This window comes from Methylobacterium aerolatum, from assembly GCF_022179085.1.
GTDB classification, from domain to species: domain Bacteria; phylum Pseudomonadota; class Alphaproteobacteria; order Rhizobiales; family Beijerinckiaceae; genus Methylobacterium; species Methylobacterium aerolatum.
This window is the reverse complement of the sequence record NZ_BPQE01000025.1, coordinates 50,054-72,867: the sequence shown is the minus strand read 5'-3', so window position 1 is coordinate 72,867 and position 22,814 is coordinate 50,054. Positions and strand designations below refer to the sequence as shown.

Genomic DNA, 22,814 nt, shown 5'->3' with positions numbered 1-22,814 from the left:
ACGCTGCGTCCAAGAGGAGAGACAATGTTTCCGACCGCGCTCACCGACGGATACCGCTCGTTCCTGTCCGGCCGCTTCCCCGAGGAAAGCCGCCGCTTCCAGGATCTGGCGACCAGCCAAGCCCCAGAGGTGCTGGTGATCAGCTGCTGCGACAGCCGCGTGGCGCCGGAGGCGATCTTCGACGCGGGGCCGGGCGAATTGTTCGTGATCCGCAACGTGGCCAACATCGTGCCCGTCTACGAGACCGGCGGCGACTACCACGGCACCTCGGCGGCCATCGAGTTCGCGGTGGTCGGCCTGAAGGTGAAGCACATCGTGGTGCTCGGCCACGCCACCTGCGGTGGCATCAAGGCCTACGCCACCAAGGCCGAGCCCCTGTCGAAGGGCAACTTCATCGGCAAGTGGACCTCCCTCGTCGCCCCGGCCGAGGCCAAGGCGGGTGATTCCAGCGCGCCGGACTACCTGACCCGCTTGGAGCACGCGATGGTGAGCCAGAGCCTGGAGAACCTCACCACCTTCCCCTTCGTGAAGGAGGCGATGGACGCGGGCGAGCTGCACCTCCACGGCGCGCATTTCGGCATCGCCAACGGGCAGCTCCTGGTTCGCAACCCCGAGACCGGCGATTTCGGCCCGGCGACGGACGCGGCCGGCCGGGCGCTGCGCCCCTCCGACACCATTTCCTGCAACTGAGGCCGAAAAGGTCGGCGGTGGGCGGCGCGCGCCGCCCCCCGTTCCTCCGGTGAAGGGCCGATGGAAAAAGGGCGGCGGGTCCCTCGACCCGCCGCCCTCGTTTTTCAGCGAGACCGCCCGATTACATCGAGCGCGGCATCCGCTGCAGCATGGAGTAGTGGTGCTCCAGGGACGGCAGGGCCTGCTGGGCGTAGGTCCGCAGGGCCGGGTTGGGGCCGCCCTGGGCGTAGGCCTGGGTCATGCCGATCACCATCTGGTGCGCCTGCAGCTGCTGCTGGACGTAGAGCCGGTCGAACCGGGCACCGGCCGGAGCCGCCTGCAACTCGGCGAGCATCGCCTGCTGCTGCGCGTTCGGCGCCACCATCGTGCTGGCACCCGTGCTCATCACGCCCGCGCCACCGAGCTGGCTCCCTGCCGCCGCGCCCTGCGCCGCGCCGTTGCCGAGGCCCTGGAGGCCGCCGACCGGGCCACCCTGGAGCGTGCCGCCCACGACGCCCGTCGCCGCGCCGACGCCCGCGCCGACCGCACCGCCGGCCACCGCGAGGGGCGCCGTGATCAGGCCGCCGATCGGGCCGCCGTCCGCCATCGCGCCGGTGGCGCCGCCGGAGAGGGCGACGTTCGCCGCGCGGTGGTCACGCAGGGACTCCTGGGCGTAGGTGCGGATCTTCGGGTTGCGCGACTTCTGCAGGGCGATCTGCGCCGACTGCACCTCGAAGGCGTTCGCCTGCATCGCGTCCATCCGGAAATCGCTCTGCTGGGCGAAGGCGGGAGACGAGATGGCGAGCACCATCGCGGAGGCGGCGAGTGTATTCCTGAGCATCAAGAGACCTCATCGTATGAGAGGACCGGCGCAAGACGGTAGAGGGGCGTGCGGAACCGAGCGGTCCCCGGCACGCGGCGCCGGATATGCCCTGTCAACGGGGCCTATCGGAGATTGTTCCTCTCCCAATCGCCAGTTGAATGACAAAAAGATGAGCATTCCCAACGCATGAGATGGTCTGGCAGCGTCGCGGGGCGCCGACGTCCCACACCTACGGCAAGGCCCCGCACGTCAGTCCCCCCGTCCCCCTCCGTCATCCTGAGTGTCTGGCCGGAAAGGTCCTGGCGGCCCAGGAAGCCCTCCTCGTCTTTGCGAGCGACGACCCTTCCGGCCGGACGCTCAGGACGGGGCCGGGCCGAGGGCGCCACCATCCTTGCGGGCACCGTCTCGGGGCGGCTTGCGGGGCCGGGGGCGGCGTCCCACAAGGGCCGTCCGTCCCGGAGTCCGGCCCCCGTTCCCCATGCTCGTCCCCATCCAGATCCTGCGGGCCGTCGCCGCGCTGATGGTGGTGTGGCACCACGCGCGGCACGAGGTCGACCTGATGGCCGCGCGGGGGGCGGGTGACGCCCTCGCGCCGGGGACTCTCCTGCCGTGGTGGGCGGGGGTGGACCTGTTCTTCGTGATCTCCGGCTTCGTGATCGTCCATGCGAGCCGGAGCCTGGCCGGGCGGCCTGGCGGGCGGTGGCGCTTCCTCTCGCACCGCATCGCCCGCGTGGTGCCGCTCTACTGGCTCGCGACCCTCCTCTACGGCGGCCTCGCGCTCGCGGCGCCGGGTCTGCTCAGCGAGGCGGGGGCGCTGGTGCGCGATCCGGCCTTCGTGGCGGCCTCCTTCCTGTTCTGGCCGATGGCCCGGCCGGACGGCAGCGTGCAGCCCCTCTACGGTCTCGGCTGGACGCTCAATGCCGAGTTCTTCTTCTATGTCCTGTTCGTCCTGGGCCTCGGCTTCGGGCTTCGGGGCGCGGTGGGCTGGCTGGTGGCCGCGCTCGCAGGGCTCGTGGCCCTCGGCCTCATGGTTCCCCTCCCCTTGCCCCTGGCCTTCTGGGCCGACCCGATCGTGCTCGAATTCGCCCTCGGCGCCGGGCTCGGTCTCGCGCGGGCGGCGGGCCTGCGCCTGCCCGGCCCCGTGAGGCTGGGGCTCGCCGGGCTCGGCCTCGCCGGGTTCGCCCTGGCGGCCTGGCATCTCGACGGCGCGGCCGAGGTGCCGGGGTTCGCCCGGCCGCTGCTCGCCGGCCTGCCGGCCCTCGCCCTCGTGGCCGCCGCCGCGCTGGGCCCCGCCCGGTCCCCGGCCGCCGAGACCGCCCTCCCCGTCCCCATGCGGGCGCTCGCGCGGCTCGGCGATGCGTCCTACGCCCTGTATCTCGTCCACCCCTTCGCCCTGCGGGCCGGACGGGAGGGGCTGGTCCGTCTCGGCCTCGCCGGGCCGCTCCATCCCTGGGGCAGCCTCCTCGGGCTGGTGCTGGCCGCCGTGGTCGCCGCGCTGGCGGTCCACCGCGTCGTCGAGGCGCCCCTCACCCGCCATCTCCGCGCCCGGCTGGCGCCGCCGCAAAACCGTGTGGGGGCAAGGCCCGGGGCAGTTCCCATGGGAACCGGGGATCGCTAGCGTCCGACCACGACTCGACCCGAGATGGCAGGCCGGAGGCCGACGCGATGAAGACCCTGCTCGTACCCGTGGCGATGCACGCCGCGCTGCCCTCCGTCTTCGAGACCACCCGCCTCGCCGCGAGCCGGTTCGGCAGCCTGATCGAGGGCGTCTCCCTCCGTCCGGCGCTGGCCGAATACGTCCCCGTCGACATGGTCGGCGGCATGACGTGGCTGCGCGACGAGGAGGCCGACCTCGCCGAGGCCGAGGAGGCGGGCTCGCGCTTCATCGCGGCGATGGACGCCGCCGGCATCCCCCGCCACCCCCGGGACGGGCAATGCAACCCGGAGAAGGTGATGGAGGCGGGCCCCCGCTACCGATGGCGGCAGGACGTGCCCACCGGCGACGCCTTCCTCGGGCAGTACGCCCGCCTGTTCTCCGCGACCATCGTCGGCCGTCCCGGATCGGGGGACGACGCCCCCCGGATGACCACCTTCGAGACCGCCCTGTTCGAGAGCGGCAAGCCGATCCTGCTGGCCCCGCCGACCCCGCCGACCAGCCTCGGCGACGCCGTGCTGATCGCCTGGAACGGCTCCACCGAGACCGCCCGCGCGGTGGCCTTCGCCATGCCCTTCCTGCGCCGGGCCTCGCGGGTGCTGGTGCTCAGCGTCGAGGGCGGCATGGTGCCGGGCCCGAGCGCCCAGGATCTCGCCCAGTCGCTCGCCTGCGAGGGCGTCGCCACCACCCACCGCGCCCTGCCCACCGGGCGGCGCACCCCCGGCGAGACCTTCCTCAGCGAGGCCAAGGAGTTCGGCTGCGACCTGCTGATCAAGGGCGCCTACACCCAGAGCCGCCTGCGCCAGATGATTTTTGGCGGCGTGACGAGCCACGTCCTGGCCCAGGCGGACATGCCGGTGCTGATGGCGCATTGAGCGGGCGCGCGCGTCGCAGGAGGGCGGCGGGCGAAGGGCAGGCGGGATTGCGGAGGCAGGCTCCCCGTTCGTTCTGGAGGAACCCCCCGCCGACGGCCACGTTCGGGAGCCGGCGGGCCCCGCCAGATCAGGCCGAGGAATCACCGTGATCCGCACTCTCTCCGTCGTCGCCGCGCTCCTCGTCGCCGCCCCCGCCGTGACGCCGGCCCTGGCGCAGCCGGGCAAGCCCGCCCCCTCCACCCAGCGGTTTCGGGGCACGGTGGAATCCCGCGACGGCGACATGCTCACGGTCCGGCGGCGCAGCGGCAGCACCATCACGGTGGCGATGGACCCCCTGACCCAGGTCTTCACCGCCACCGGAGCCCGCCTGCGGGACATCAAGCCGGAGAGCTATCTCACCGTCATCGATGTCCCCGGCACGGGGAAGGCCCAGCGGGTGACGCTGTTCTCCCCCTCCGAGCGCGGCTTCGCGGCGGGGCGGCAGCCCTGGGACACGGAGCCCGGCGCGACCCTCACCGGCGGCTGGGTCACCGACCTGTCGGGCACGGAGGACCGCCGCGTCAGCCTGACCTTCAAGAGCGATCAGAGCGGCGACCGCACCGCCTTCGAGATCCCCAAGGGGACGCCGGTGACGCAGGTGGCCCCCGGCGAGAAGGCGCTGCTCGTCCCCGGCGCGCCGGTCTCGGTTTTCACCACCTCCGCGAAGGACGGCGGCCTGGAGGCGGGCACGGTGATCGTCGGCCGCCAGGGCACCGTGCCGACCCTGTGAGGGCGGGAGCGGAGGGACCTCCCTCCGCCGAAAATGCTCTATACAGGCGGGATGACCGATCCCGCCTGTCCCGAGCCCGATTTCGCCCTCGATCCGCGCCTGTCCGCCGACACCGTCCATCTCGGTGACCTCGCCCTGTCGCGGGTGCTTCTGATGGACGACGCCCGCTTCCCCTGGCTGATCCTCGTCCCGCGCGTGGCGGGCGCCAGCGAGATCACCGACCTCCCCGAGGACGAGGCCGCGACCCTGTGGCGGGAGATCCGGATGGCGGCCGGGGTGATGCAGGCGCTGGCCAAGCCCGACAAGATCAACGTCGGGGCGCTGGGCAACATGGTGGCCCAGCTCCATGTCCACGTGATCGGCCGGTTCCGGTCCGATCCGGCATGGCCCGGCCCGGTCTGGGGCTTCGGCACCCGGACCCCCTACCCCCTCCACGCCCGCGCCCAGCTCGCCGAGCGCGCCGGCGCCCTGTTCGCGGCGGCCTGATCCCGATGACCGATCCCCTGCTGACCCTCGGTTTCACCCGCAACCGGCTCGAGCGGCATTCGTCCGAGCAGCCCGAGGAGGCGGTGCCCTCCCTCGACGCGCCGGGCACCGCCCTCGTCCTGATGGCCGGCGACAAGCTCGTTCTGGCGGGCGGTACGGCCCTCCTCGATGCGGCGGCGGCGCTGCCGGCGGCCGGGGACCGCACCGAGACCATCTTCCTCGGCCGCTGGGACGGGCGCCCGGTCTTCGCCGCCGCGCTGCCCGCGGACGCCGCCGCCTCGGCCGAGACGGCGGGCGACCGCCTCCTCGACCTGCGCAGCATCGCCACCGACGGGGTGGTGGAGCCGGAGGAACTGGGCCTGCTCGCGGTGGCCAAGTCGATGCTCGACTGGCACGGCCGTCATCGCTTCTGCGCCCAATGCGGGACGGCGACGGCGGCCAAGGCGGGGGGCTTCCGGCGGGAATGCCCCTCCTGCTCCGCCCACCACTTTCCCCGGGTCGATCCCGTGGTGATCATGCTCGTGCGCCGGGGCGACCGCTGCCTCCTCGGGCGCGGCCCGCATTTCCGGCCGCACATGTTCTCCTGCCTCGCGGGTTTCCTCGAACCCGGCGAGACCATCGAGGGGGCGGTGCGGCGCGAGGTGTTCGAGGAGACGCGGATCCGCGTCGGCGCCGTCTCCTACCGGACCTCGCAGCCCTGGCCCTTCCCCTCCTCCCTGATGCTCGGCTGCGTCGCCGAGGCGCTGGACGAGGACATCGTCACCGATCCTGCGGAGCTGGAGGATGCCCGCTGGTTCGACCGCGCGGCGGTGGCGGGGATGCTCGCCGGGACCCATCCCGAGGGCATCCAGTCGCCCCCGCCCATGGCCATCGCGCACTTCCTGATGCGGGAATTCGTGGAGGGCTGAGCGAAACGCCGCGCCCCTCCCTCTCCCCTCGTCCTGAGAGCTTGGCCGGAAAGGTCACGACGACGCGTCTCACTTACCGTCCTTGCGAGCGAAGCCAAGCAATCCAGGGCAGCGGGACGCTTCCAGAGTTGGCGGATCCCTGGATTGCTTCGCTGCGCTTGCAAGGACGGCGTGCGACTGAGAGACCGTCGTGCCCTGTCCGGCCAGACGCTCACGCCGTGGCGACCTCCGGCTTCGCCCCCCGCAGCGACACGAACCCGTAGAGCGCGATGCAGGCGTAGCAGGCGATGGGCGCCGCCAGGGCCGCCTGGAGGCCGACCCGGTCGGCCAGCGCCCCGGTGATCACGGGCACCACCGCCCCGCCGACGATGGCGACGCAGACGATGCCCGCGCCCTGTGCCGTGCGCGGCCCGAGCCCCTCGATCGCCATGGCGAAGATCGTCGGGAACAGGATCGCGTTGGCGAGGCCGACCGCCAGCAGGCTCCAGCCGGAGACCACGCCCCCGGTGAGCGCCGAGAGGGTGGCGAGACCGCCCGCCGCCAGGGCGCAGGCCGCGAGCGCCGCCGCGCCCCTCACCCGCCGGAGGGCGAGGCTGCCGACGATCCGCCCGACCAGCGCGCCGCCCCAGTAGAAGCTGAGGAGATGTCCGGCGGTCTCGGGGCTCGCCGCCAGCACCTGCCTCTGCTCCAGGTAGCTCACCATCAGCGTGCCGATCGAGACCTCGGCGCCGACATACAGGAAGATCGCCAGCGCCCCGAAGGCGAGGCGCGGTCGCCGCAACAGATCGAGCCCGATGCCGGAGCCGGAGCGTTCGGCGCCGTCCGGTCCGCCCTCCTGCCCCATCCGGTGGCGCAGGGCCCAGAACACGCCCGCGAGCACGGCGAGGCCGCCCGCGATCACCAGGAACGGGGTCTGAAGCACCGCCGCCTCGGCGAGCCGCGCGGCCTCCAGGGCCTGCGGCGTCAGGGAGGCGGGGTCGGCGGGCGCCGCCGGGCCCCGGGACAGGATCGCCCAGGCGCCGACGGCCGGGCCGACGGTGGTGCCGAGGGAATTGAAGGTCTGCGCCAGGGTCAGGCGGCTCGGCGCGCTCTCGGGCGCCCCGAGGCCGGTCACCAGGGGATTGGCCGCCACCTGCAGCACCGCGATGCCGGAGGCCATCACGAACAACGCAGCCAAGAACAGGGGATAGACGCCGATCCTCGCGGCCGGGGTGAACATCAGGCTGCCCGCCGCCATGACGAGCAGGCCGAGCACCAGCCCCCGGAGATAGCCGATCCGCGCGACCAGCGCCCCGGCCGGCAGGGAGATGACCGCGTAGGCGAGGAAGAAGCAGAACTGCGTGAGCGTCGCCTCGGCATAGCTCAGGGCGAACAGGCTCTTCAGCTTGGGCGTGATGATGTCGACGAGGACGGTGGCGAGGCCCCAGGTGAAGAACAGGGCCAGCATCAGGGGCAGGAGCCAGCCCGCCCTCGTTTCCGTCACCGACCCTTGCGCCGATCCGTGCGGCCGCGCCGTCGCGGCGCCGGTCCGCGCCCCCCCGAGAGCGACCATCCCTGCCTCCCCTGCCCTCCCGCCGCGGGGAGGTTTCCGCCGAGGGTGTGGGAGGGCGAGGGCGCCGTCAACGCGGCCGATTCACAGACCCGCCAGGGGGAACACGGCCAGCGCCCCGAGGAACACCACGCCCGCCAGCAGGGTCGTCCAGATCGCCTTCTCGCGCAGCCTGGGGCGGGCCGGGGCGCCGGGATCCTGCCCGGGCACGATGTGCTCGGGCCTCGTCTCCGCTTGGTTGCGGATCGGCAGGATCGCGAAGAGCAGCGTCCACCAGATCACGAAGTAGAGGGCGACGCCGCCCGCCACCGTGAGCTTGAACAGGCTCACCCCCACGGCGACGAAGGCGGCGACGAGCACCGTCATCGCCCCCAGGGTCGCCGGCGTCGAGCGCCCGAACACCTGCATCAGCCCGCTCACACCTGCTCCAGCTCCACCAGGGTGCCGAGGAAGTCCTTCGGGTGCAGGAACAGGACCGGCTTCCCGTGGGCGCCAATCTTCGGCTCGCCGGTGCCGAGCACCCGCGCACCCTGCGCCTTCAGCTTGTCCCGGGCGGCGATGATGTCGTCGACCTCGTAGCAGACGTGGTGGACGCCCCCGTTCGGGTTCCGCTCCACGAAGGCCGCGATGGGCGAGCCCTCGCCCAGCGGCGCCATCAGCTCGACCTTGCTGTTCGGCAGTTCCACGAACACCACGGTGACGCCGTGATCCGGCTGCGGCAGCGCCTCGGATACCGTGGCGCCCAGCGTGTCGCGGTAGGTCGCGGTGGCGGCGTCGAGGTCCTTCACCGCGATGGCCACATGGTTGAGCCGGCCGATCATTCCATTTGCCTCCCTGTCGGTTCCTCTTCCCCTCCCCCTTGTGGGGAGGGGTTAGGGGTGGGGGTGGTTCAGGCGGCACCGCCGAGCTTCGTCCGGCACCACCCCCACCCCCGCCCCTCCCCACAAGGGGGAGGGGAGAAGCGCGAGCCTATCACACCTCCACAACCTGCACGTGGCAGGCGGGCTTCTTGCCCCACACCTCGTTGACCGCTTGGCGCACGGCCCGGTCGACGCTCTTCTCGACGCCCTCGGAGTCCTTGAGCTTGCCCCGCGAGAGGCCGCGCAGGGTCTGCGAGACGGCATCGACAACGGTGTCGATCATCGCGTCGCCGCCGCGTCCGCGATTCGGCAGGCCGATGATGTCCACCGCCGGCTCGCCCAGCACCACGCCGTCCTCGTCGATGGCGATGGCCACCGAGACCAGCCCGGCCTGCATCAGCTTGCGCCGCTCCGGGATCGCCCGGTCCTTGTCGTCGATCAGGACGTTGCCGTCCTTGTAGAGGCGCCCGGACTTCACGTGCTCCACCACCTCCGGCTTGCCGGGGGAGAGGCGCACCAGCGTGCCGTTGCGGGCCTTCACCACGTTGCCGACGCCCTGGGCGCGGGCGAAGCGGGCGTGCTCGTCGAGGTGGAGCGCCTCGCCGTGGACCGGGATCGCCGTCTGCGGCCGGGTCCACTTGTACATCTCGACCATCTCGTCCCGGCGCGGGTGGCCGGAGACGTGGACCAGGGCGGTGCGGTCGGTGACGACCTCCACGCCCTGCTCGATCAGGTCGTTGATGATGGCGCCGACGTCGCGCTCGTTGCCGGGGATCGCCCGCGAGGAGAAGATCACCCGGTCGCCGTCGGCGAGCGAGATGTCCGGGTGGTCGCGGCGGGAGACGCGGGCCAGGGCCGCCCGGGGCTCGCCCTGGGAGCCGGTGAGGAGCGCCACCACCCGCTCGCGCGGCAGGCTCTTCCACGAATCCGCCCGGCGGAACTCGGGCAGGCCGTCGAGGTAGCCGCACTCGCGCGCCACGTCGATCACCCGGTCCATGGCCCGGCCCACCGCGATGACCTCGCGGCCGCAGGCCTGAGCCGCCTCGGCCACGGCCCGGATGCGGGCGACGTTCGAGGCGAAGGTGGTCACGGCCACCCGGTGGGGGGCGTTCGCGACCAGGTCCTTGAGGGTGGCGGCGACCTCGGTCTCGCTCGGCGAGAAGCCCTCGCGGACCACGTTGGTCGAATCGCAGACCAGCGCCAGGATGCCCTCGTCGCCGAGCGCGGTGAAGGCCTCCGGCGAGGTGACGTTGCCCGCCACCGGCGACGGATCGACCTTCCAGTCGCCCGTGTGGACCACGAGGCCCGCCGCCGTGCGGATCGCCACCGCGTTCGATTCGGGGATCGAGTGGGCCACCGGCACGAACTCGATCTCGAAGGGGCCGACGGTCTGGCGGCGGCCCGGCTTGATCTCCCGCAGGTCGACCTTCGGGGCGCCCGGCTCCGAGAGGCGCCGGGTCTCGATCAGGCTCTTGGCGAAGCGCGTGGCGTAGACCGGCACCCGCAGGCGCGGCCACAATTCCGCGATGGCGCCGATATGGTCCTCGTGCGCGTGGGTGATGAAGATGCCGAGCAGATCCTTCCGCCGCTCCTCGATGAAGGAGAGATCGGGGAACATGAGGTCGACGCCGGGCATCGCCTCTTCACCCGCGAACCCCATCCCGCAATCGACCATGATCCATTTGCGGCCCTTCGCCGGCCCGAAGCCGTAGAGGGCCGCGTTCATCCCGATCTCGCCCACGCCGCCGAGCGGCAGGAAGACGAGCTCCTCCTGTCCTGATGCCATCTGTCGTCGTCCAAACTCAGGCCGCCGTCGCGGCCGTTCCAAAATGTACGTCCCCGGCGGTCACGACGTGCCGGGCCTCGTCGGGGCCGAGGATCACGAGCCGCCCCCCCTCGTCGATCGTGTCGAACCGGCCCCGCAGGACCCGTTCCCCGCTGGCCACGGCGATCTCGCAGCCGAGACCGGCGGCCCGCGCGAGCCAGCGCTCGCGGATGCGGGTGAAATCCGTGCCTCCGTTCCAGGCGCGCGCCTGCGCCGCCATCTGGTCGGAGAGATGGTTCAGTAGCGCTTCCGGGCCGCCGACGTAACCCGCCGCGGCGAGACTCGTGGGGGGTATCCCCTTGACGGGCAAGCCCTCCGGTGCGGCGGCGACGTTGACGCCGAACCCGATCACCACCGCCCGTCGCCCGCCCGGCAGGACCTCCGCCTCCAGCAGGAGCCCCGCGAGCTTGGCGCCGCCGCGCAGCAGGTCGTTCGGCCACTTGAGGCGCACAGATCGGGTGGGATCCCGGCGATCCCAGCCCGGCAGGGTGCCGCAGGTCGCCTCCACCGCGTCCGCCAGCGCCACCCCCGCCACGAAGCCGAGCTCCGCCAGATGGTCCGGCGCCACCCCCGCCACCGGCCACAGGACACTGGCAGTGAGGTTGCCGGGCAGGGACGCCCAGACGTTGCCCCGGCGGCCGCGGCCGGCCTCCTGCCGGTGCGCGACGACCCAGAGCGGCCCGGTTTCCCCGGCGCGCGCCCGTTCCAGGGCTTCGGTGTTGGTGGAACCGAGACGATCATGGACGTGGAGCCGGTGCCCCGCCGCCCGCGCCGCCTCCCCGAGGCGATAGGCCACTCTCAATCCTATACCAGGATCCCAAAGGACACGTCCTTTAGTGGGGTCCAGGGGCGAGGTCCCTGGCTTCCGCAGGACTCTGCCCTGCACCCGCCAAAGGGCGTGACGCCCTTTGGGATCCCCGTTTTCAGAACAACGACTTCGCGGCGTTCGCGGCGGCGGCCCGCAGCGGGTCCGGGATCACCACGAACAGGATCACCACCAGGCTCGACAGGGCCAGCACCACCCGCAGGCCCGGCGCCATGGCCTCGTAGCGCTCCTTCGGCTCGTCGAAGTACATGATCTTGACGATGCGCAGGTAGTAGTAGGCGCCCACCACGCTGGTCACGACGCCGATCACCGCCAGCGTCACCAGCCCCGCCTTGATGGCCGCCGCGAAGACGTAGAACTTCGCGAAGAACCCGGCGAGCGGCGGGATGCCGGCCAGCGAGAACATCATCGCCGCGAGGCAGAAGGCGAGCCAGGGATGGGTCCGCGACAGGCCCGAGAGGTCGTCGATGGACTCGAACATCACGTTCCGGCGCCGGAGCGACAGGATGATCGCGAAGGTGCCGAGCGTCATCGCGAGGTAGATGATCATGTACAGGACGAGGCCCTGGATCCCCTCCTGCGAGCCCGAGGCAAGGCCGATCAGCGCGTAGCCGATGTTGGCGATCGAGGAATAGGCCATCAGCCGCTTGATCGACCGCTGGCCGATGGCCGCGAAGGAGCCGAGCGCCATCGAGACGATGGAGACGAACACGAAGATCTGCTGCCAGACCGCCGTGACGTCCGGCAGGGCGCCGATGAACACCCGCACCGTCATGGAGACCGCCGCCATCTTCGGTGCGGCGGCGAAGAAGGCCGTCACCGGCGTCGGCGAGCCCTCGTAGACGTCGGGCGTCCACATGTGGAACGGCACCGCCGACATCTTGAAGCACACGCCCGCCGCCACGAACACGATGCCGAGCACGATGCCCGCGCCCGCCTGGTCGTTCAGGGCCGAGACGATGCCGGGGAAGGAGACCGTGCCGGTGAAGCCGTAGATCAGCGACGAGCCGTAGAGCAGCATCCCCGAGGAGAGGGCGCCGAGCACGAAGTACTTCAGCCCCGCCTCGGTGGAGCGGGCGTCGTCCCGGTGGAAGGCGGCGATGACGTAGGCCGCGAGCGATTGCAGCTCCAGGCCGAGATAGAGGGCGATGAGGTCGTTGGCCGAGACCATCACCATCATGCCGATGGTGCACAGCACGATCAGCACCGGGAACTCGAACCGGTCGATGCGCTCGCGCTTGAAGTAGTCGTGGGCGAGCAGGATCGTCGCCGAGGAGCCGAGCAGCACCAGCGACTTCATCACCTTCGAGAACGGGTCCGACACGAAGGCGCCGGACAGGGTCGTGACCCGGCCGCTCGCCGGCTGCGACAGCACCGCGAACAGGGCGACGAGGAGGAGCACCAGCGCCCCGACGCTCACGCTCTCGGCGGAGCGCTCGCCGCGCCACGCCCCGTAGAGGATGAGGAGCAGCACCCCGATGCCGAGGATCAACTCGGGCATCAGCGGCGAGAGGGACGGGAGGGCGGCGTGGACGGTCGGCATCGGGGCGGCCTTCAGCGCGGGACCGGCAGCGCGGCCGCCGCGGTCTGGGTGTTGGCGAGCGCGGCCTTCATGCTCGCCATCAGCGCCTCGGTGGAGGGCGCGAACACGTCGAGCACGGGCGCAGGATGCACGCCGTAATAGATTGTCAGGGCGACGAGGGGGGCGAGGATGAGCTTCTCGCGGTTGTCGAGATCCATGATGCCCTGGAGATTGGGCTTCTCCAGCTTCCCGTAGATCACCCGGGCGTAGAGCCACAGGGCGTAGCCCGCCGACAGGATGATGCCGAAGGTCGAGAAGAAGGCGACCGTCGGGTTGGCCTTGAACGCCCCCATCATCGACAGGAACTCACCGACGAAGCCGGACGTGCCCGGCAGGCCGACATTGGCCATGGTGAACACCATCATCGCTACGGCGTAGAGTGGCATCCGCTTCACGAGGCCGCCATAGGCCGCGATCTCGCGGGTGTGGATCCGGTCGTAGACCACGCCGACGCAGAGGAAGAGCGCGCCGGAGACGATCCCGTGCGAGATCATCAGGAACATCGCGCCCTGGATGCCCTGCTCGTTCAGGGTGAACAGGCCGAGGGTCACGAAGCCCATATGGGCGACCGACGAGTAGGCGATCAGCTTCTTGATGTCGGTCTGCATCATCGCGGTGAGCGAGGTGAAGATGATCGCGATCACCGAAAGGGCGAAGACCAGCGGGGCGAACTCGTGGCTCGCCTCCGGGAACATCGGGATCGACACCCGGATGAAGCCGTAGCCGCCGAGCTTGAGGAGGATGCCGGCCAGGATCACAGAGCCTGCGGTGGGCGCCTCCACGTGAGCGTCGGGCAGCCAGGTGTGGACAGGCCACATCGGCATCTTCACCGCGAATGAGGCGAAGAAGGCGAGCCACAGCCACCACTGCATCCCCACCGGGAAGCGGTGCTGGAGCAGGGTCGGGATGTCGGTCGTGCCGGCCTCCCAGTACATCGCCATGATGGCGAGCAGCATCAGCACCGAGCCGAGCAGCGTGTACAGGAAGAACTTGAAGCTGGCGTAGATCCGGCGCTGACCGCCCCAGATGCCGATGATGAGGAACATCGGGATCAGGCCAGCCTCGAAGAACAGGTAGAACAGCACGAGGTCCAGCGCCTGGAACACGCCGATCATCGTGGTCTCGAGGACCAGGAAGGCGACGAAGTATTCCTTCACGCGGGTGTGGATCGAGTGCCAGGAGGCGCCGATGCAGAACGGCATCAGGAAGGTGGTCAGCAGCACGAGCGGCATGGAGAAGCCGTCGACGCCGAGCTTGAAGCGGATGGTCTCGGCGAGCCACACGTGGCTCTCCACGAGCTGGAAGCTCGACGAGGTGGCATCGTAGCGCGACCACGCCACCAGGGAGAGGAGGAAGGTGACGATCGTGGTTGCCAGCGCGGCCCAGCGGCTGTTGCGCGCCACCGCCTCCTCGTCGCCGTTCAGCGTGAGGATGAAAGCCGCCCCGCACAGGGGCACGATCAGCAGACCGGAGAGGATGCCGAGGCCGAACATTTACTTGGTATTCCCCTCTGCCTGCCGCAGGGAAGGCCGATCCGTCCGAGTCCGACGCATCAGTGGCCACCCTTGGGAAGGCCGGACATCAGGTACCAGCTGATGAAGCCGGCGACACCGATGAGCATGACGAAGGCGTAGTGGTAGACGTAGCCGGTCTGGAGGCGGACCACGCCGCGGGTGACGTCCACCACGCGGGCGGCCACGCCGTTGGGCCCGAACCCGTCGATGATCCGCCCGTCGCCCTCCTTCCACAGGAAGAGGCCGAACTTCTTGGCGGGCTTCACGAAGATCGTGTCGTAGATCTCGTCGACGTACCACTTGTTGAGCAGGAAGCGGTACAGCGTCGGCTGTTGCGCGGCGAGCTCGCCCGGCAGCTTCGGCTGCGAGATATACATCCAGAAGGCGACGACGAATCCGCCGACCAGCATGATGAACGGCAGGTAGGACACCAGCGCCGGCACGTGGTGGATGTCGTGCATGATGTGGTTCTCGGGGCCGTGCGCCAGGGCGTGGCCCCAGAACGCCTCCATGCCCTCGCCGATGAACCGGTTCTTGAAGATCAGGCCGGCGAAGAGCGCGCCGAAGGCGAGCACCGCGAGCGGGATCGTCATCACCAGCGGGCTCTCGTGCGGCGTGTGATCGCCGTGATGGCCGTGGCCGTGATGGTCGTCCGCCACGAGGTCGCTGTGGTGCGCGGGCTCGATGTCCGAGCCCTTGTCGTCGTGGGCGACGCCCTCGGTGTGGCCCGGCGCGCCGTCCGCCTCGTGGGCCATCGTGGAATGGACGACCGCGGGATGGGCGTGGTCGTCGTGGTGCCCGTGGTGGGCGTGCACGCCCCAGCGCGCCGGACCCTCGAAGGTCAGGAAGAACAGGCGCCAGGAGTAGAACGAGGTGAAGAAGGCCGCGATCACCGTGCACAGGAAGGCCAGGGTGTGGCCCGGCCGGGTCGAGGCGTAGGCCGCCTCGATGATCGCGTCCTTCGAGTAGTAGCCGGCGGTGAAGGGGAAGCCGATCAGCGCCAGGGTGCCGATCGCCATCATCGCGCAGGTGAAGGGGATGTAGCGGCGCAGCGCCCCCATGTTCCGCATGTCCTGCTCGTGGTGCATCGCGTGGATGACCGAGCCGGCCCCAAGGAACAGCAGCGCCTTGAAGAAGGCGTGGGTGAACAGGTGGAATACGCCCGCCGAGTAGGCGCCGACGCCGAGCGCCACGAACATGTAGCCGAGCTGCGAGCAGGTCGAATACGCGATCACGCGCTTGATGTCGTTCTGCACGAGGCCGACGGTGGCCGCGAAGAAGGCGGTGATGCCGCCGATCACGGTGACGACGATCAGCGCGTTGGGCGCCAGCTCGAAGAGCGGCGAGAGCCGGGCGACCATGAACACGCCCGCCGTCACCATGGTGGCGGCGTGGATGAGGGCGGAGACCGGGGTCGGGCCCTCCATCGCGTCCGGCAACCACGTGTGCAGCAGGAACTGCGCCGACTTGCCCATGGCGCCCATGAAGAGGAGCAGGCAGGCGAGCGTCAGGGCGTTCCAGTCGTAGCCCAGGAAGTGGAAGGTCAGGTCCTTCACGGTGTCGACCTTCGGGAAGATCCCGTCGAAGGCCACCGAGCCGAACAGCACGAAGACGAGGAAGATGCCGAGCGAGAAGCCGAGGTCGCCCACGCGGTTGACGATGAAGGCCTTCATCGCGGCGGCGTTGGCCGAGGGCTTCTCGTACCAGAAGCCGATCAGCAGGTAGGAGGCGAGACCCACGCCCTCCCAGCCGAAGAACATCTGCACGAGGTTGTCCGCCGTCACCAGCATCAGCATGGCGAAGGTGAACAGCGACAGGTACGCGAAGAAGCGCGGCCGGTGCGGGTCCTCCTCCATGTAGCCGATGGAGTAGAGGTGCACGAGGGTCGAGACCGAGGTCACGACAACCAGCATCACCCGCGTCAGCGTGTCGATGCGGAAGGCCCAATCGACCGTCAGGTCGCCGGCGGTGAACCACGTGGCCACCTGCACCCGCACCTCGGGGCCACCCTCCAGGAACACCCCCCAGGAAATGAGCGCCGCGAAGGCGAGGCAGGCGGTGGTCACATACTCGCAGGCCCGCGCGCCGAGATAGCGCCCGAACAGGCCGGCGGTCAGGGCGCCGATGAGCGGGAAGAAGACGATCGCGTGGTACATCGGGGGAAGGCTGTCCGTCTTCGCGTCGGGCGGGGCGGGTTGGGAGACGATGAGGGGCTAAGTCAGCCCTTCATCATGCTCACGTCCTCGACCGCGATCGATCCGCGGTTGCGGAAGAACACCACCAGGATGGCGAGGCCGATGGCCGACTCGGCGGCGGCCACCGTCAGCACGAACAGGGCGAAGACCTGGCCGGTGATGTCGTTGAGCTGCGTCGAGAAGGCGACGAGGTTGATGTTGACCGAGAGTAGGATCAGCTCGACCGACATCAGGATGACGATGATGTTCTTGCGGTTGATGAAGATGCCGAGCACGCCGAGCGTGAACAGGATCGCCGCGACCGTCAGGTAATGGCTCAAGCCGATCATCACACTCTCCTGGCCCGGACTGGCCGCGCGCCGGGCATCAGACTTCCACGCCCTGGCGCGAGGGCACCTTGCGGGTCTCGATGGCGGTCGCCTGGGTGCGGGCGTTCTGCACCGCGATGTTCTGGCGCTTCACGCCCGGGCGGTCCCGCAGCGTCAGCACGATCGCCCCGATCATCGCCACGAGGAGGATGAGGCCGGCGATCTGGAAGAAGTAGGCGTAGTCCGTGTAGATCACCCGGCCGAGCGCCTGGGCGTTGGTCACGTTCTCGGCGCTCGCCACGTTGCCGAGCGGCGCCTGGACGAGGCCCGGATCGATCGACCACGAGCCCACGACGAGCAACAGCTCGATCAGGAAGATCGCGCCGATCAGGCCGCCGATCGGCAGGTATTGCTGGAAGCCCTGGCGCAGCTCGGCGAAATCCACGTCGAGCATCATCACCACGAACAGGAACAGCACCGCCACCGCGCCGACGTAGACGACCACGAGGATCATCGCCAGGAACTCGGCGCCCATCAGCACGAAGAGACCCGCCGCGTTCACGAAGGCGAGAATCAGGAACAGGACGGAGGCGACGGGATTGCGGGATGCAATCACCATGAAGCCCGACGCGACGGCGAGGCTCGCGAACAGGTAGAAGAAGGCGGCTGCTGCGGTCATGCGCTTCGTGCGTCCGGCCGCTCGCGCGGCCCCTTCTGCCTCGGTGGCGTCAGGCCGCCGCAGGCGGCCCGTCTATAGAACCCGGCCCGAGCCGGCACAACGGTTTTGCCGCGATGCGGCGACCGACAGGGTTGCGTCCCGCTCAGCGGTAGGGCGCGTCCATGGCGATGTTGCGGGCGATCTCCCGCTCCCACCGGTCGCCGTTCAGGAGCAACTTCTGCTTGTCGTACAGAAGCTCCTCGCGGGTCTCCGTGGAGAACTCGAAGTTCGGCCCCTCGACGATGGCGTCCACCGGGCAGGCCTCCTGGCACATGCCGCAGTAGATGCACTTCACCATATCGATGTCGTAGCGGGTGGTGCGGCGCGTCCCGTCGTTGCGGCGGGGACCCGCCTCGATGGTGATGGCCTGCGCCGGGCAGATCGCCTCGCAGAGCTTGCAGGCGATGCACCGCTCCTCCCCGTTGGGGTAGCGGCGGAGCGCATGCTCGCCCCGGAAGCGAGGACCGCGATGGCCCATCTCGAACGGATAGTTGATCGTCGCCTTCGGCTTGAAGAAGTAGCGCATGCCCAGGACCATCCCGGACACGAACTCCTTCAGGAGCAGGCTCTTGGCAATCTGATCGAGCTTCATGCCCGGATCTCCGAAAATTCCGTGAGCGTCAGGCGCCGGGGGCGAGGCCGGCGACCTTGAGGACGAAGGCCACCACGACGACGCAGACGAGGGACAGGGGCAGGAACACCTTCCAGCCGAGCCGCATCAGCTGATCGTAGCGGTAGCGCGGCACGATGGATTTCACCATCGCGAAGCCGAAGAACAGGAAGCTCGCCTTCAGGATGAACCAGATCACGCCCGGCACCCAGGTGAAGGGCGCGAAGGGGATCGGCGAGAGCCAGCCGCCCAGGAAGAGGACCGTGCCCAGGGCGCACATGGTCATGATGGCCACGTACTCGCCGAGCATGAACAGCAGGTACGGGGTCGAGGAATACTCGACCATGTAGCCCGCCACGAGCTCCGATTCGGCCTCCGGCAGGTCGAAGGGCGGGCGGTTCGTCTCGGCCAGCGCCGAGACGAAGAACACCACGAACATCGGGAATAGCCACAGCCAGTACCACCCGAACAGGCCGAGGCTCGTGTCCTGCGCCGCCACGATCCGGGTGAGGTTCAGCGAGCCCGCGCACATCAGCACGCAGATGATCACGAAGCCGAGAGATACCTCGTAGGAGATCATCTGCGCCGCCGAGCGCAGCGCCCCGAGGAAGGCGTATTTCGAGTTCGACGCCCAGCCGCCCATGATGACGCCGTACACGCCGAGCGACGAGATCGCGAAGATGTAGGTGATGCCGACGTTGATGTCGGCGATGGCCCAGCCGTCGGCGATCGGCATCACGGCCCAGCTCGACAGGGCGAGCATGGCGAAGACCAGCGGCGCCAGCAGGTAGATCGCCTTGTTGGCGCCCGCCGGGATCACCGGCTCCTTCAGCACGAACTTCAGGAGGTCGGCGAAGGACTGGAACAGCCCGTAGGGGCCGACCACGTTCGGGCCCCGCCGCAGCTGCACCGCCGCCCAGATCTTCCGGTCGGCGAGCAGGGCGTAGGCGATGAAGACGAGGAGCGCGGCGAGCAGCACGAAGCTCTTCAGCGCGATCAGGAGCACCGTCCCGACGAGTTCCAGGGGCGTCATCGGGCTCTCCTACTCGGCCGCCGCGAGGGGAAGGGGCTCGGAGGCCCGCTCCCGCGCCAGCCGCGAGCATTCCGCGAGGACCCGCGAGGCGCGGGCGATGGGGTTCGTGAGGTAGAAGTCGCTCACCGGCGACACGAAGGCGCCGCTGCCGGTCTCGCCGCCGCGGGCGGCCAGCGCCGACACGGCCCCGGCCACGTCGCCGGCTTCCACGCCGTCCACCGCGGCGAAATGCGGGTGGGCGGCATAGAGCGCCTTGCGGAGCGCGATCAGCGAATCGAAGGGCAGGCGGTGGCCCAGCACGTCCGACAGGGCGCGCAGGATCGCCCAGTCCTCGCGGGCGTCGCCCGGCGGGAAGCCCGCGCGGTTGGCGATCTGCACCCGGCCCTCGGTGTTGACGTAGGTCGCGTTCTTTTCGGTGTAGGCGGCGCCCGGCAGGATCACGTCCGCGCGGGAGGCGCCCCGGTCGCCGTGGGTGCCCTGGTAGATCACGAAGGCGCCGGGCGCGATCTCGCACTCGTCGGCCCCGAGGTTGAACAGCACGTCCACCCCGCCGGCTGCGGTCATCTGCGCGAAGGTCAGGCCGCCCTCCCCCGGTACAAAGCCGAGATCGAGGCTGCCCACCCGCGCGGCGGCATGGTGCAGCACGCCGAAGCCGGGCTTGCCCTCGGCGACGGTGCCGAGATCCTGCGCCAGCGTCGCGGCGGCGGCCATCACGCCGGGCGCGACCGTAGAGCCGACGACGACGAGGGGCGCCTTCGCCTCCTTGAGGATGTCGAGGAAGCTGTGCTCGCCCCGGGCCAGCGCCGCCAGCGACTCGGCGCCCGCGCCGAGGTAGTGGCTCGGATAGGTGAGATCGACTTGGTCGCCGATCACACCCACCGCCAGCGGCGCCATGCGCCAGCGCTTGCGGATGCGCACGTTGAGCAGCGAGGCTTCCGTGCGCGGGTTGACGCCCACGAGCAGGATCGCGTCCGCCGACTCGATGCCGGGGATCGTCGGGTTGAACAGGTAGCTCGCCCGGCCCAGCGCCGGATCGAGGCCCGCGCCGGTCTGGCGGCCATCGAGGTTCGGCGAGCCGAGGCTCCGGATCAACTCACGGAGCGCGAAGGTCTCCTCCACGGCGGCGAGGTCGCCGACGATGGCGCCGATGCGCTTGGCCTCGGTGCCCTTCACCTTGGCGGCGATGGCCTGGAACGCCTCGCCCCAGGAGGCGGGGCGCAGCCGCCCGTTCTCGCGCAGGTAGGGCCGGTCGAGGCGCTGGAGCCGCAGCCCGTCCACCACGTGGCGGGTCTTGTCGGAGATCCACTCCTCATTGATCTCCTCGTTCACCCGCGGCTCGATCTGCATGACCTCGCGGCCCCGGGTATCGACCCGGATCGACGAGCCCACCGCATCCATCACGTCGACCGATTCGGTCTTCGACAGCTCCCAGGGGCGGACGTTGTAGCTCTGAGGCTTGTGCACCAGCGCGCCCACCGGGCAGAGGTCGGCGACGTTGCCCTGGAGCTCCGAGGCCATCGACTGCTCGAGGTAGCTCGTGATCTCCATGTCCTCGCCGCGCCCGATGGCGCCGAGGTCCGGCACGCCGGCCACCTCCGCCAGGAAGCGCACGCAGCGGGTGCAGTGGATGCAGCGGTTCATCGCCGTCCGCACCAGCGGGCCGATGTGCTTCTCCTCGACCGCCCGCTTGTTCTCCTGGTAGCGGGTCGAATCGACGCCGTAGGCCATCGCCTGGTCCTGCAGGTCGCAATGGCCGCCCTGGTCGCAGATCGGGCAATCGAGCGGGTGGTTGATGAGGAGGAACTCCATCACCCCCTCGCGGGCCTTCTTGGTGAGGCCGGAGCGCGTCAGCACCTCCGGCGGCTCGCCGTTCGGGCCGGGGCGGCAATCCTTCACCGCGTAGGCGCAAGAGGCCACCGGCTTCGGGGCGCCCTTCAGCTCCACGAGGCACATGCGGCAATTGCCGGCGATGGACAGCCGCTCGTGGAAGCAGAAGCGCGGGATCTCGGCGCCCGCGACCTCACACGCCTGGAGCAGCGTGTAGTCGGCCGGAACCTCGACCTCGGTGCCGTCGATGAGGATCTTGGTCATCGCATCGTCTCGAAATCTGGCACGAACGCGGAAAGGCGGGTCGGCCCCTGAAACCCGGTGTCGTCATTGCGAGCGCAGCGAAGCAATCCAGCGCTCCGCCACGTTCTGAAAAGGCCCGCATCCCTGGATTGCTTCGCTCCGCTCGCAATGACGGAGAGGAGCGTGACCGTCGCGCCCGGACGCTCAGGCTGTGGACTGCAGACCCGCATCATCGTCACTCCGCCGCCATCGGCACCGGATCGGAATGGGGGTTGGCGGTGTAGCGGTCGATCCGCTTCTCGATTTCGGGGCGGAAGTGGCGGATGAGGCCCTGAATCGGCCAGGCCGCCGCGTCGCCGAGCGCGCAGATCGTGTGGCCCTCGATCTGCTTCGTGACCTCGAACAGCATATCGATCTCGCGCTTCTGCGCCCGGCCCTCGACCATGCGCGTCAGCACCCGCCACATCCAGCCCGTGCCCTCGCGGCAGGGCGTGCACTGGCCGCACGACTCGTGCTTGTAGAAGTACGAGATCCGGGCGATCGCGCCGACGATGTCGGTGGACTTGTCGAGCACGATCACCGCCGCCGTACCGAGGCCTGAGCCGAGGTTGCGCAGCGTGTCGAAGTCCATCTTGGCGTCGATGATCTGCTCGGCGGGCACCAGCGGCACCGAGGAGCCGCCGGGAATCGAACAGAGCAGGTTGTCCCAGCCGCCGCGCATCCCGCCGCAATGCTTGTCGATCAGCTCGCGGAAGGTGATGCCGAGCTCCTCCTCGACGTTGCACGGCGTGTTCACGTGCCCTGAGACGCAGAAGAGCTTGGTGCCGGTGTTGTTCTTGCCGCCGAGCCCGGCGAACCACGCCGCGCCCCGGCGCAGGATCGTGCCCGCCACCGCGATGGACTCAACGTTGTTCACCGTCGTCGGGCAGCCGTAGAGGCCCATGTTGGCCGGGAAGGGCGGCTTCAGCCGCGGCATCCCCTTCTTGCCCTCCAGGCTCTCGATGAGGGCCGTCTCCTCGCCACAGATATACGCGCCCGCGCCGTGGTGGACGTAGATGTCGAACGGGTAGTCGTGGACGTTGCTCTGCCCCACGAGGCGCGCCTCGTAGGCCTCGTCCACGGCCTTCTGCAGGGCGTGCTTCTCGGCGACGTACTCGCCACGGATGTAGACGTAGCAGGCATGCGCGCCCATGGCGAAGCAGGCCAGCATGCAGCCCTCGATCAGGAGATGCGGATCGTGCCGCATGATCTCCCGGTCCTTGCAGGTGCCCGGCTCCGACTCGTCGGCGTTGACCACGAGGTAATGCGGCCGCCCGTCCGACTTCTTCGGCATGAACGACCACTTCAGGCCCGTCGGGAAGCCGGCGCCGCCGCGGCCGCGCAGGCCCGAGGCCTTCATCTCCTCGATGATCCAGTCGCGGCCCTGCTCCAGGAGGAACTTGGTCCCGTCCCAGGCGCCGCGCTTCTTCGCGGCGTCGAGCCCCGGCGAATGCAGGCCGTAGAGATTGGTGAAGATGCGATCCTGATCGGCGAGCATGTC

The 22,814-nt window shown here is 69.9% G+C and carries 21 protein-coding genes; 6 read left to right on the top strand and 15 right to left on the bottom strand.

The genetic code is table 11. The features are described 5' to 3' along the window. The first annotated feature begins 24 nt into the window (after positions 1 to 24). On the top strand, positions 25 to 690 hold the full coding sequence (locus tag MFF06_RS17175) for a carbonic anhydrase (RefSeq protein ID WP_238206152.1): 666 nt from the start codon (positions 25 to 27) through the stop codon (positions 688 to 690). A gap of 121 nt (positions 691 to 811) precedes the next feature. On the opposite strand, the gene MFF06_RS17170 is transcribed toward MFF06_RS17175, so the two are convergent. Continuing rightward, complete coding sequence (locus MFF06_RS17170) at positions 812 to 1,510, bottom strand: DUF4142 domain-containing protein (protein WP_238206151.1); 699 nt, start codon at positions 1,508 to 1,510, stop codon at positions 812 to 814. Between the two features lie 460 nt (positions 1,511 to 1,970). Between MFF06_RS17170 and MFF06_RS17165 the strand changes: the two genes are divergently transcribed. The 5 genes from MFF06_RS17165 (at position 1,971) to nudC (ending at position 6,184) form a co-directional block, all read left to right on the top strand. Continuing rightward, positions 1,971 to 3,110, top strand: a complete 1,140-nt coding sequence (locus tag MFF06_RS17165; protein ID WP_238206150.1) for an acyltransferase family protein — start codon at positions 1,971 to 1,973, stop codon at positions 3,108 to 3,110. A gap of 47 nt (positions 3,111 to 3,157) precedes the next feature. Beyond that, on the top strand, positions 3,158 to 4,021 hold the full coding sequence (locus MFF06_RS17160; protein ID WP_238206130.1) for a universal stress protein: 864 nt from the start codon (positions 3,158 to 3,160) through the stop codon (positions 4,019 to 4,021). A gap of 145 nt (positions 4,022 to 4,166) precedes the next feature. After that, a complete protein-coding gene (locus MFF06_RS17155) occupies positions 4,167 to 4,790 on the top strand; it encodes a hypothetical protein (protein ID WP_238206129.1) in 624 nt (207 codons plus the stop codon). A 33-nt stretch (positions 4,791 to 4,823) separates the two neighbouring features. Further along, positions 4,824 to 5,276 carry an HIT domain-containing protein gene (locus MFF06_RS17150; RefSeq protein ID WP_238206128.1) on the top strand — a complete coding sequence of 151 codons (453 nt, stop codon included), beginning with the start codon at positions 4,824 to 4,826 and terminating at the stop codon, positions 5,274 to 5,276. Positions 5,277 to 5,281: 5 nt separating this feature from the next. Continuing rightward, positions 5,282 to 6,184, top strand: coding sequence for an NAD(+) diphosphatase (nudC, locus tag MFF06_RS17145; protein ID WP_238206127.1), 903 nt, complete (start codon positions 5,282 to 5,284; stop codon positions 6,182 to 6,184). Positions 6,185 to 6,395: 211 nt separating this feature from the next. Here the strand turns inward: nudC and MFF06_RS17140 are convergent, their stop codons facing one another. The 14 genes from MFF06_RS17140 to nuoF form a co-directional block, all read right to left on the bottom strand. Then, positions 6,396 to 7,736: a sugar MFS transporter gene (locus MFF06_RS17140; protein ID WP_238206125.1), complete on the bottom strand. Its 1,341-nt coding sequence runs from the start codon at positions 7,734 to 7,736 to the stop codon at positions 6,396 to 6,398. 81 nt (positions 7,737 to 7,817) lie between these two features. Continuing rightward, complete coding sequence (locus MFF06_RS17135) at positions 7,818 to 8,141, bottom strand: DUF1467 family protein (RefSeq protein WP_370876646.1); 324 nt, start codon at positions 8,139 to 8,141, stop codon at positions 7,818 to 7,820. Between the two features lie 8 nt (positions 8,142 to 8,149). Next, complete coding sequence (gene mce, locus MFF06_RS17130; RefSeq protein WP_238206123.1) at positions 8,150 to 8,554, bottom strand: methylmalonyl-CoA epimerase; 405 nt, start codon at positions 8,552 to 8,554, stop codon at positions 8,150 to 8,152. A gap of 151 nt (positions 8,555 to 8,705) precedes the next feature. Further along, positions 8,706 to 10,379, bottom strand: a complete 1,674-nt coding sequence (locus MFF06_RS17125; protein WP_238206121.1) for a ribonuclease J — start codon at positions 10,377 to 10,379, stop codon at positions 8,706 to 8,708. 16 nt (positions 10,380 to 10,395) lie between these two features. Then, entirely contained in the window at positions 10,396 to 11,214 is an 819-nt protein-coding gene (locus MFF06_RS17120) for a biotin--[acetyl-CoA-carboxylase] ligase (protein ID WP_238206119.1), read from the bottom strand. Positions 11,215 to 11,341: 127 nt separating this feature from the next. Next, positions 11,342 to 12,787 (bottom strand): NADH-quinone oxidoreductase subunit NuoN, encoded by a 1,446-nt coding sequence (nuoN, locus tag MFF06_RS17115; protein WP_238206117.1) that lies wholly within the window; start codon positions 12,785 to 12,787, stop codon positions 11,342 to 11,344. Between the two features lie 11 nt (positions 12,788 to 12,798). Then, a complete protein-coding gene (locus tag MFF06_RS17110; protein WP_238206115.1) occupies positions 12,799 to 14,319 on the bottom strand; it encodes an NADH-quinone oxidoreductase subunit M in 1,521 nt (506 codons plus the stop codon). 59 nt (positions 14,320 to 14,378) lie between these two features. After that, a complete protein-coding gene (gene nuoL, locus MFF06_RS17105; RefSeq protein ID WP_238206113.1) occupies positions 14,379 to 16,496 on the bottom strand; it encodes an NADH-quinone oxidoreductase subunit L in 2,118 nt (705 codons plus the stop codon). 62 nt (positions 16,497 to 16,558) lie between these two features. Further along, the gene (gene nuoK, locus MFF06_RS17100) at positions 16,559 to 16,867 is read right to left on the bottom strand and encodes an NADH-quinone oxidoreductase subunit NuoK (protein ID WP_238206111.1); all 309 of its coding nucleotides are present in this window, start codon (positions 16,865 to 16,867) and stop codon (positions 16,559 to 16,561) included. A gap of 34 nt (positions 16,868 to 16,901) precedes the next feature. Continuing rightward, positions 16,902 to 17,522 carry an NADH-quinone oxidoreductase subunit J gene (locus tag MFF06_RS17095; RefSeq protein ID WP_238206109.1) on the bottom strand — a complete coding sequence of 207 codons (621 nt, stop codon included), beginning with the start codon at positions 17,520 to 17,522 and terminating at the stop codon, positions 16,902 to 16,904. 142 nt (positions 17,523 to 17,664) lie between these two features. Next, positions 17,665 to 18,153, bottom strand: a complete 489-nt coding sequence (nuoI, locus tag MFF06_RS17090; RefSeq protein WP_238206107.1) for an NADH-quinone oxidoreductase subunit NuoI — start codon at positions 18,151 to 18,153, stop codon at positions 17,665 to 17,667. Positions 18,154 to 18,181: 28 nt separating this feature from the next. Then, positions 18,182 to 19,204, bottom strand: a complete 1,023-nt coding sequence (gene nuoH, locus MFF06_RS17085) for an NADH-quinone oxidoreductase subunit NuoH (protein ID WP_238206106.1) — start codon at positions 19,202 to 19,204, stop codon at positions 18,182 to 18,184. Between the two features lie 9 nt (positions 19,205 to 19,213). Further along, positions 19,214 to 21,295 (bottom strand): NADH-quinone oxidoreductase subunit NuoG, encoded by a 2,082-nt coding sequence (gene nuoG, locus MFF06_RS17080; protein ID WP_238206105.1) that lies wholly within the window; start codon positions 21,293 to 21,295, stop codon positions 19,214 to 19,216. A 214-nt stretch (positions 21,296 to 21,509) separates the two neighbouring features. Beyond that, positions 21,510 to 22,811, bottom strand: coding sequence for an NADH-quinone oxidoreductase subunit NuoF (gene nuoF, locus MFF06_RS17075; protein WP_238206104.1), 1,302 nt, complete (start codon positions 22,809 to 22,811; stop codon positions 21,510 to 21,512). Between the last annotated feature and the right edge of the window lie 3 nt (positions 22,812 to 22,814).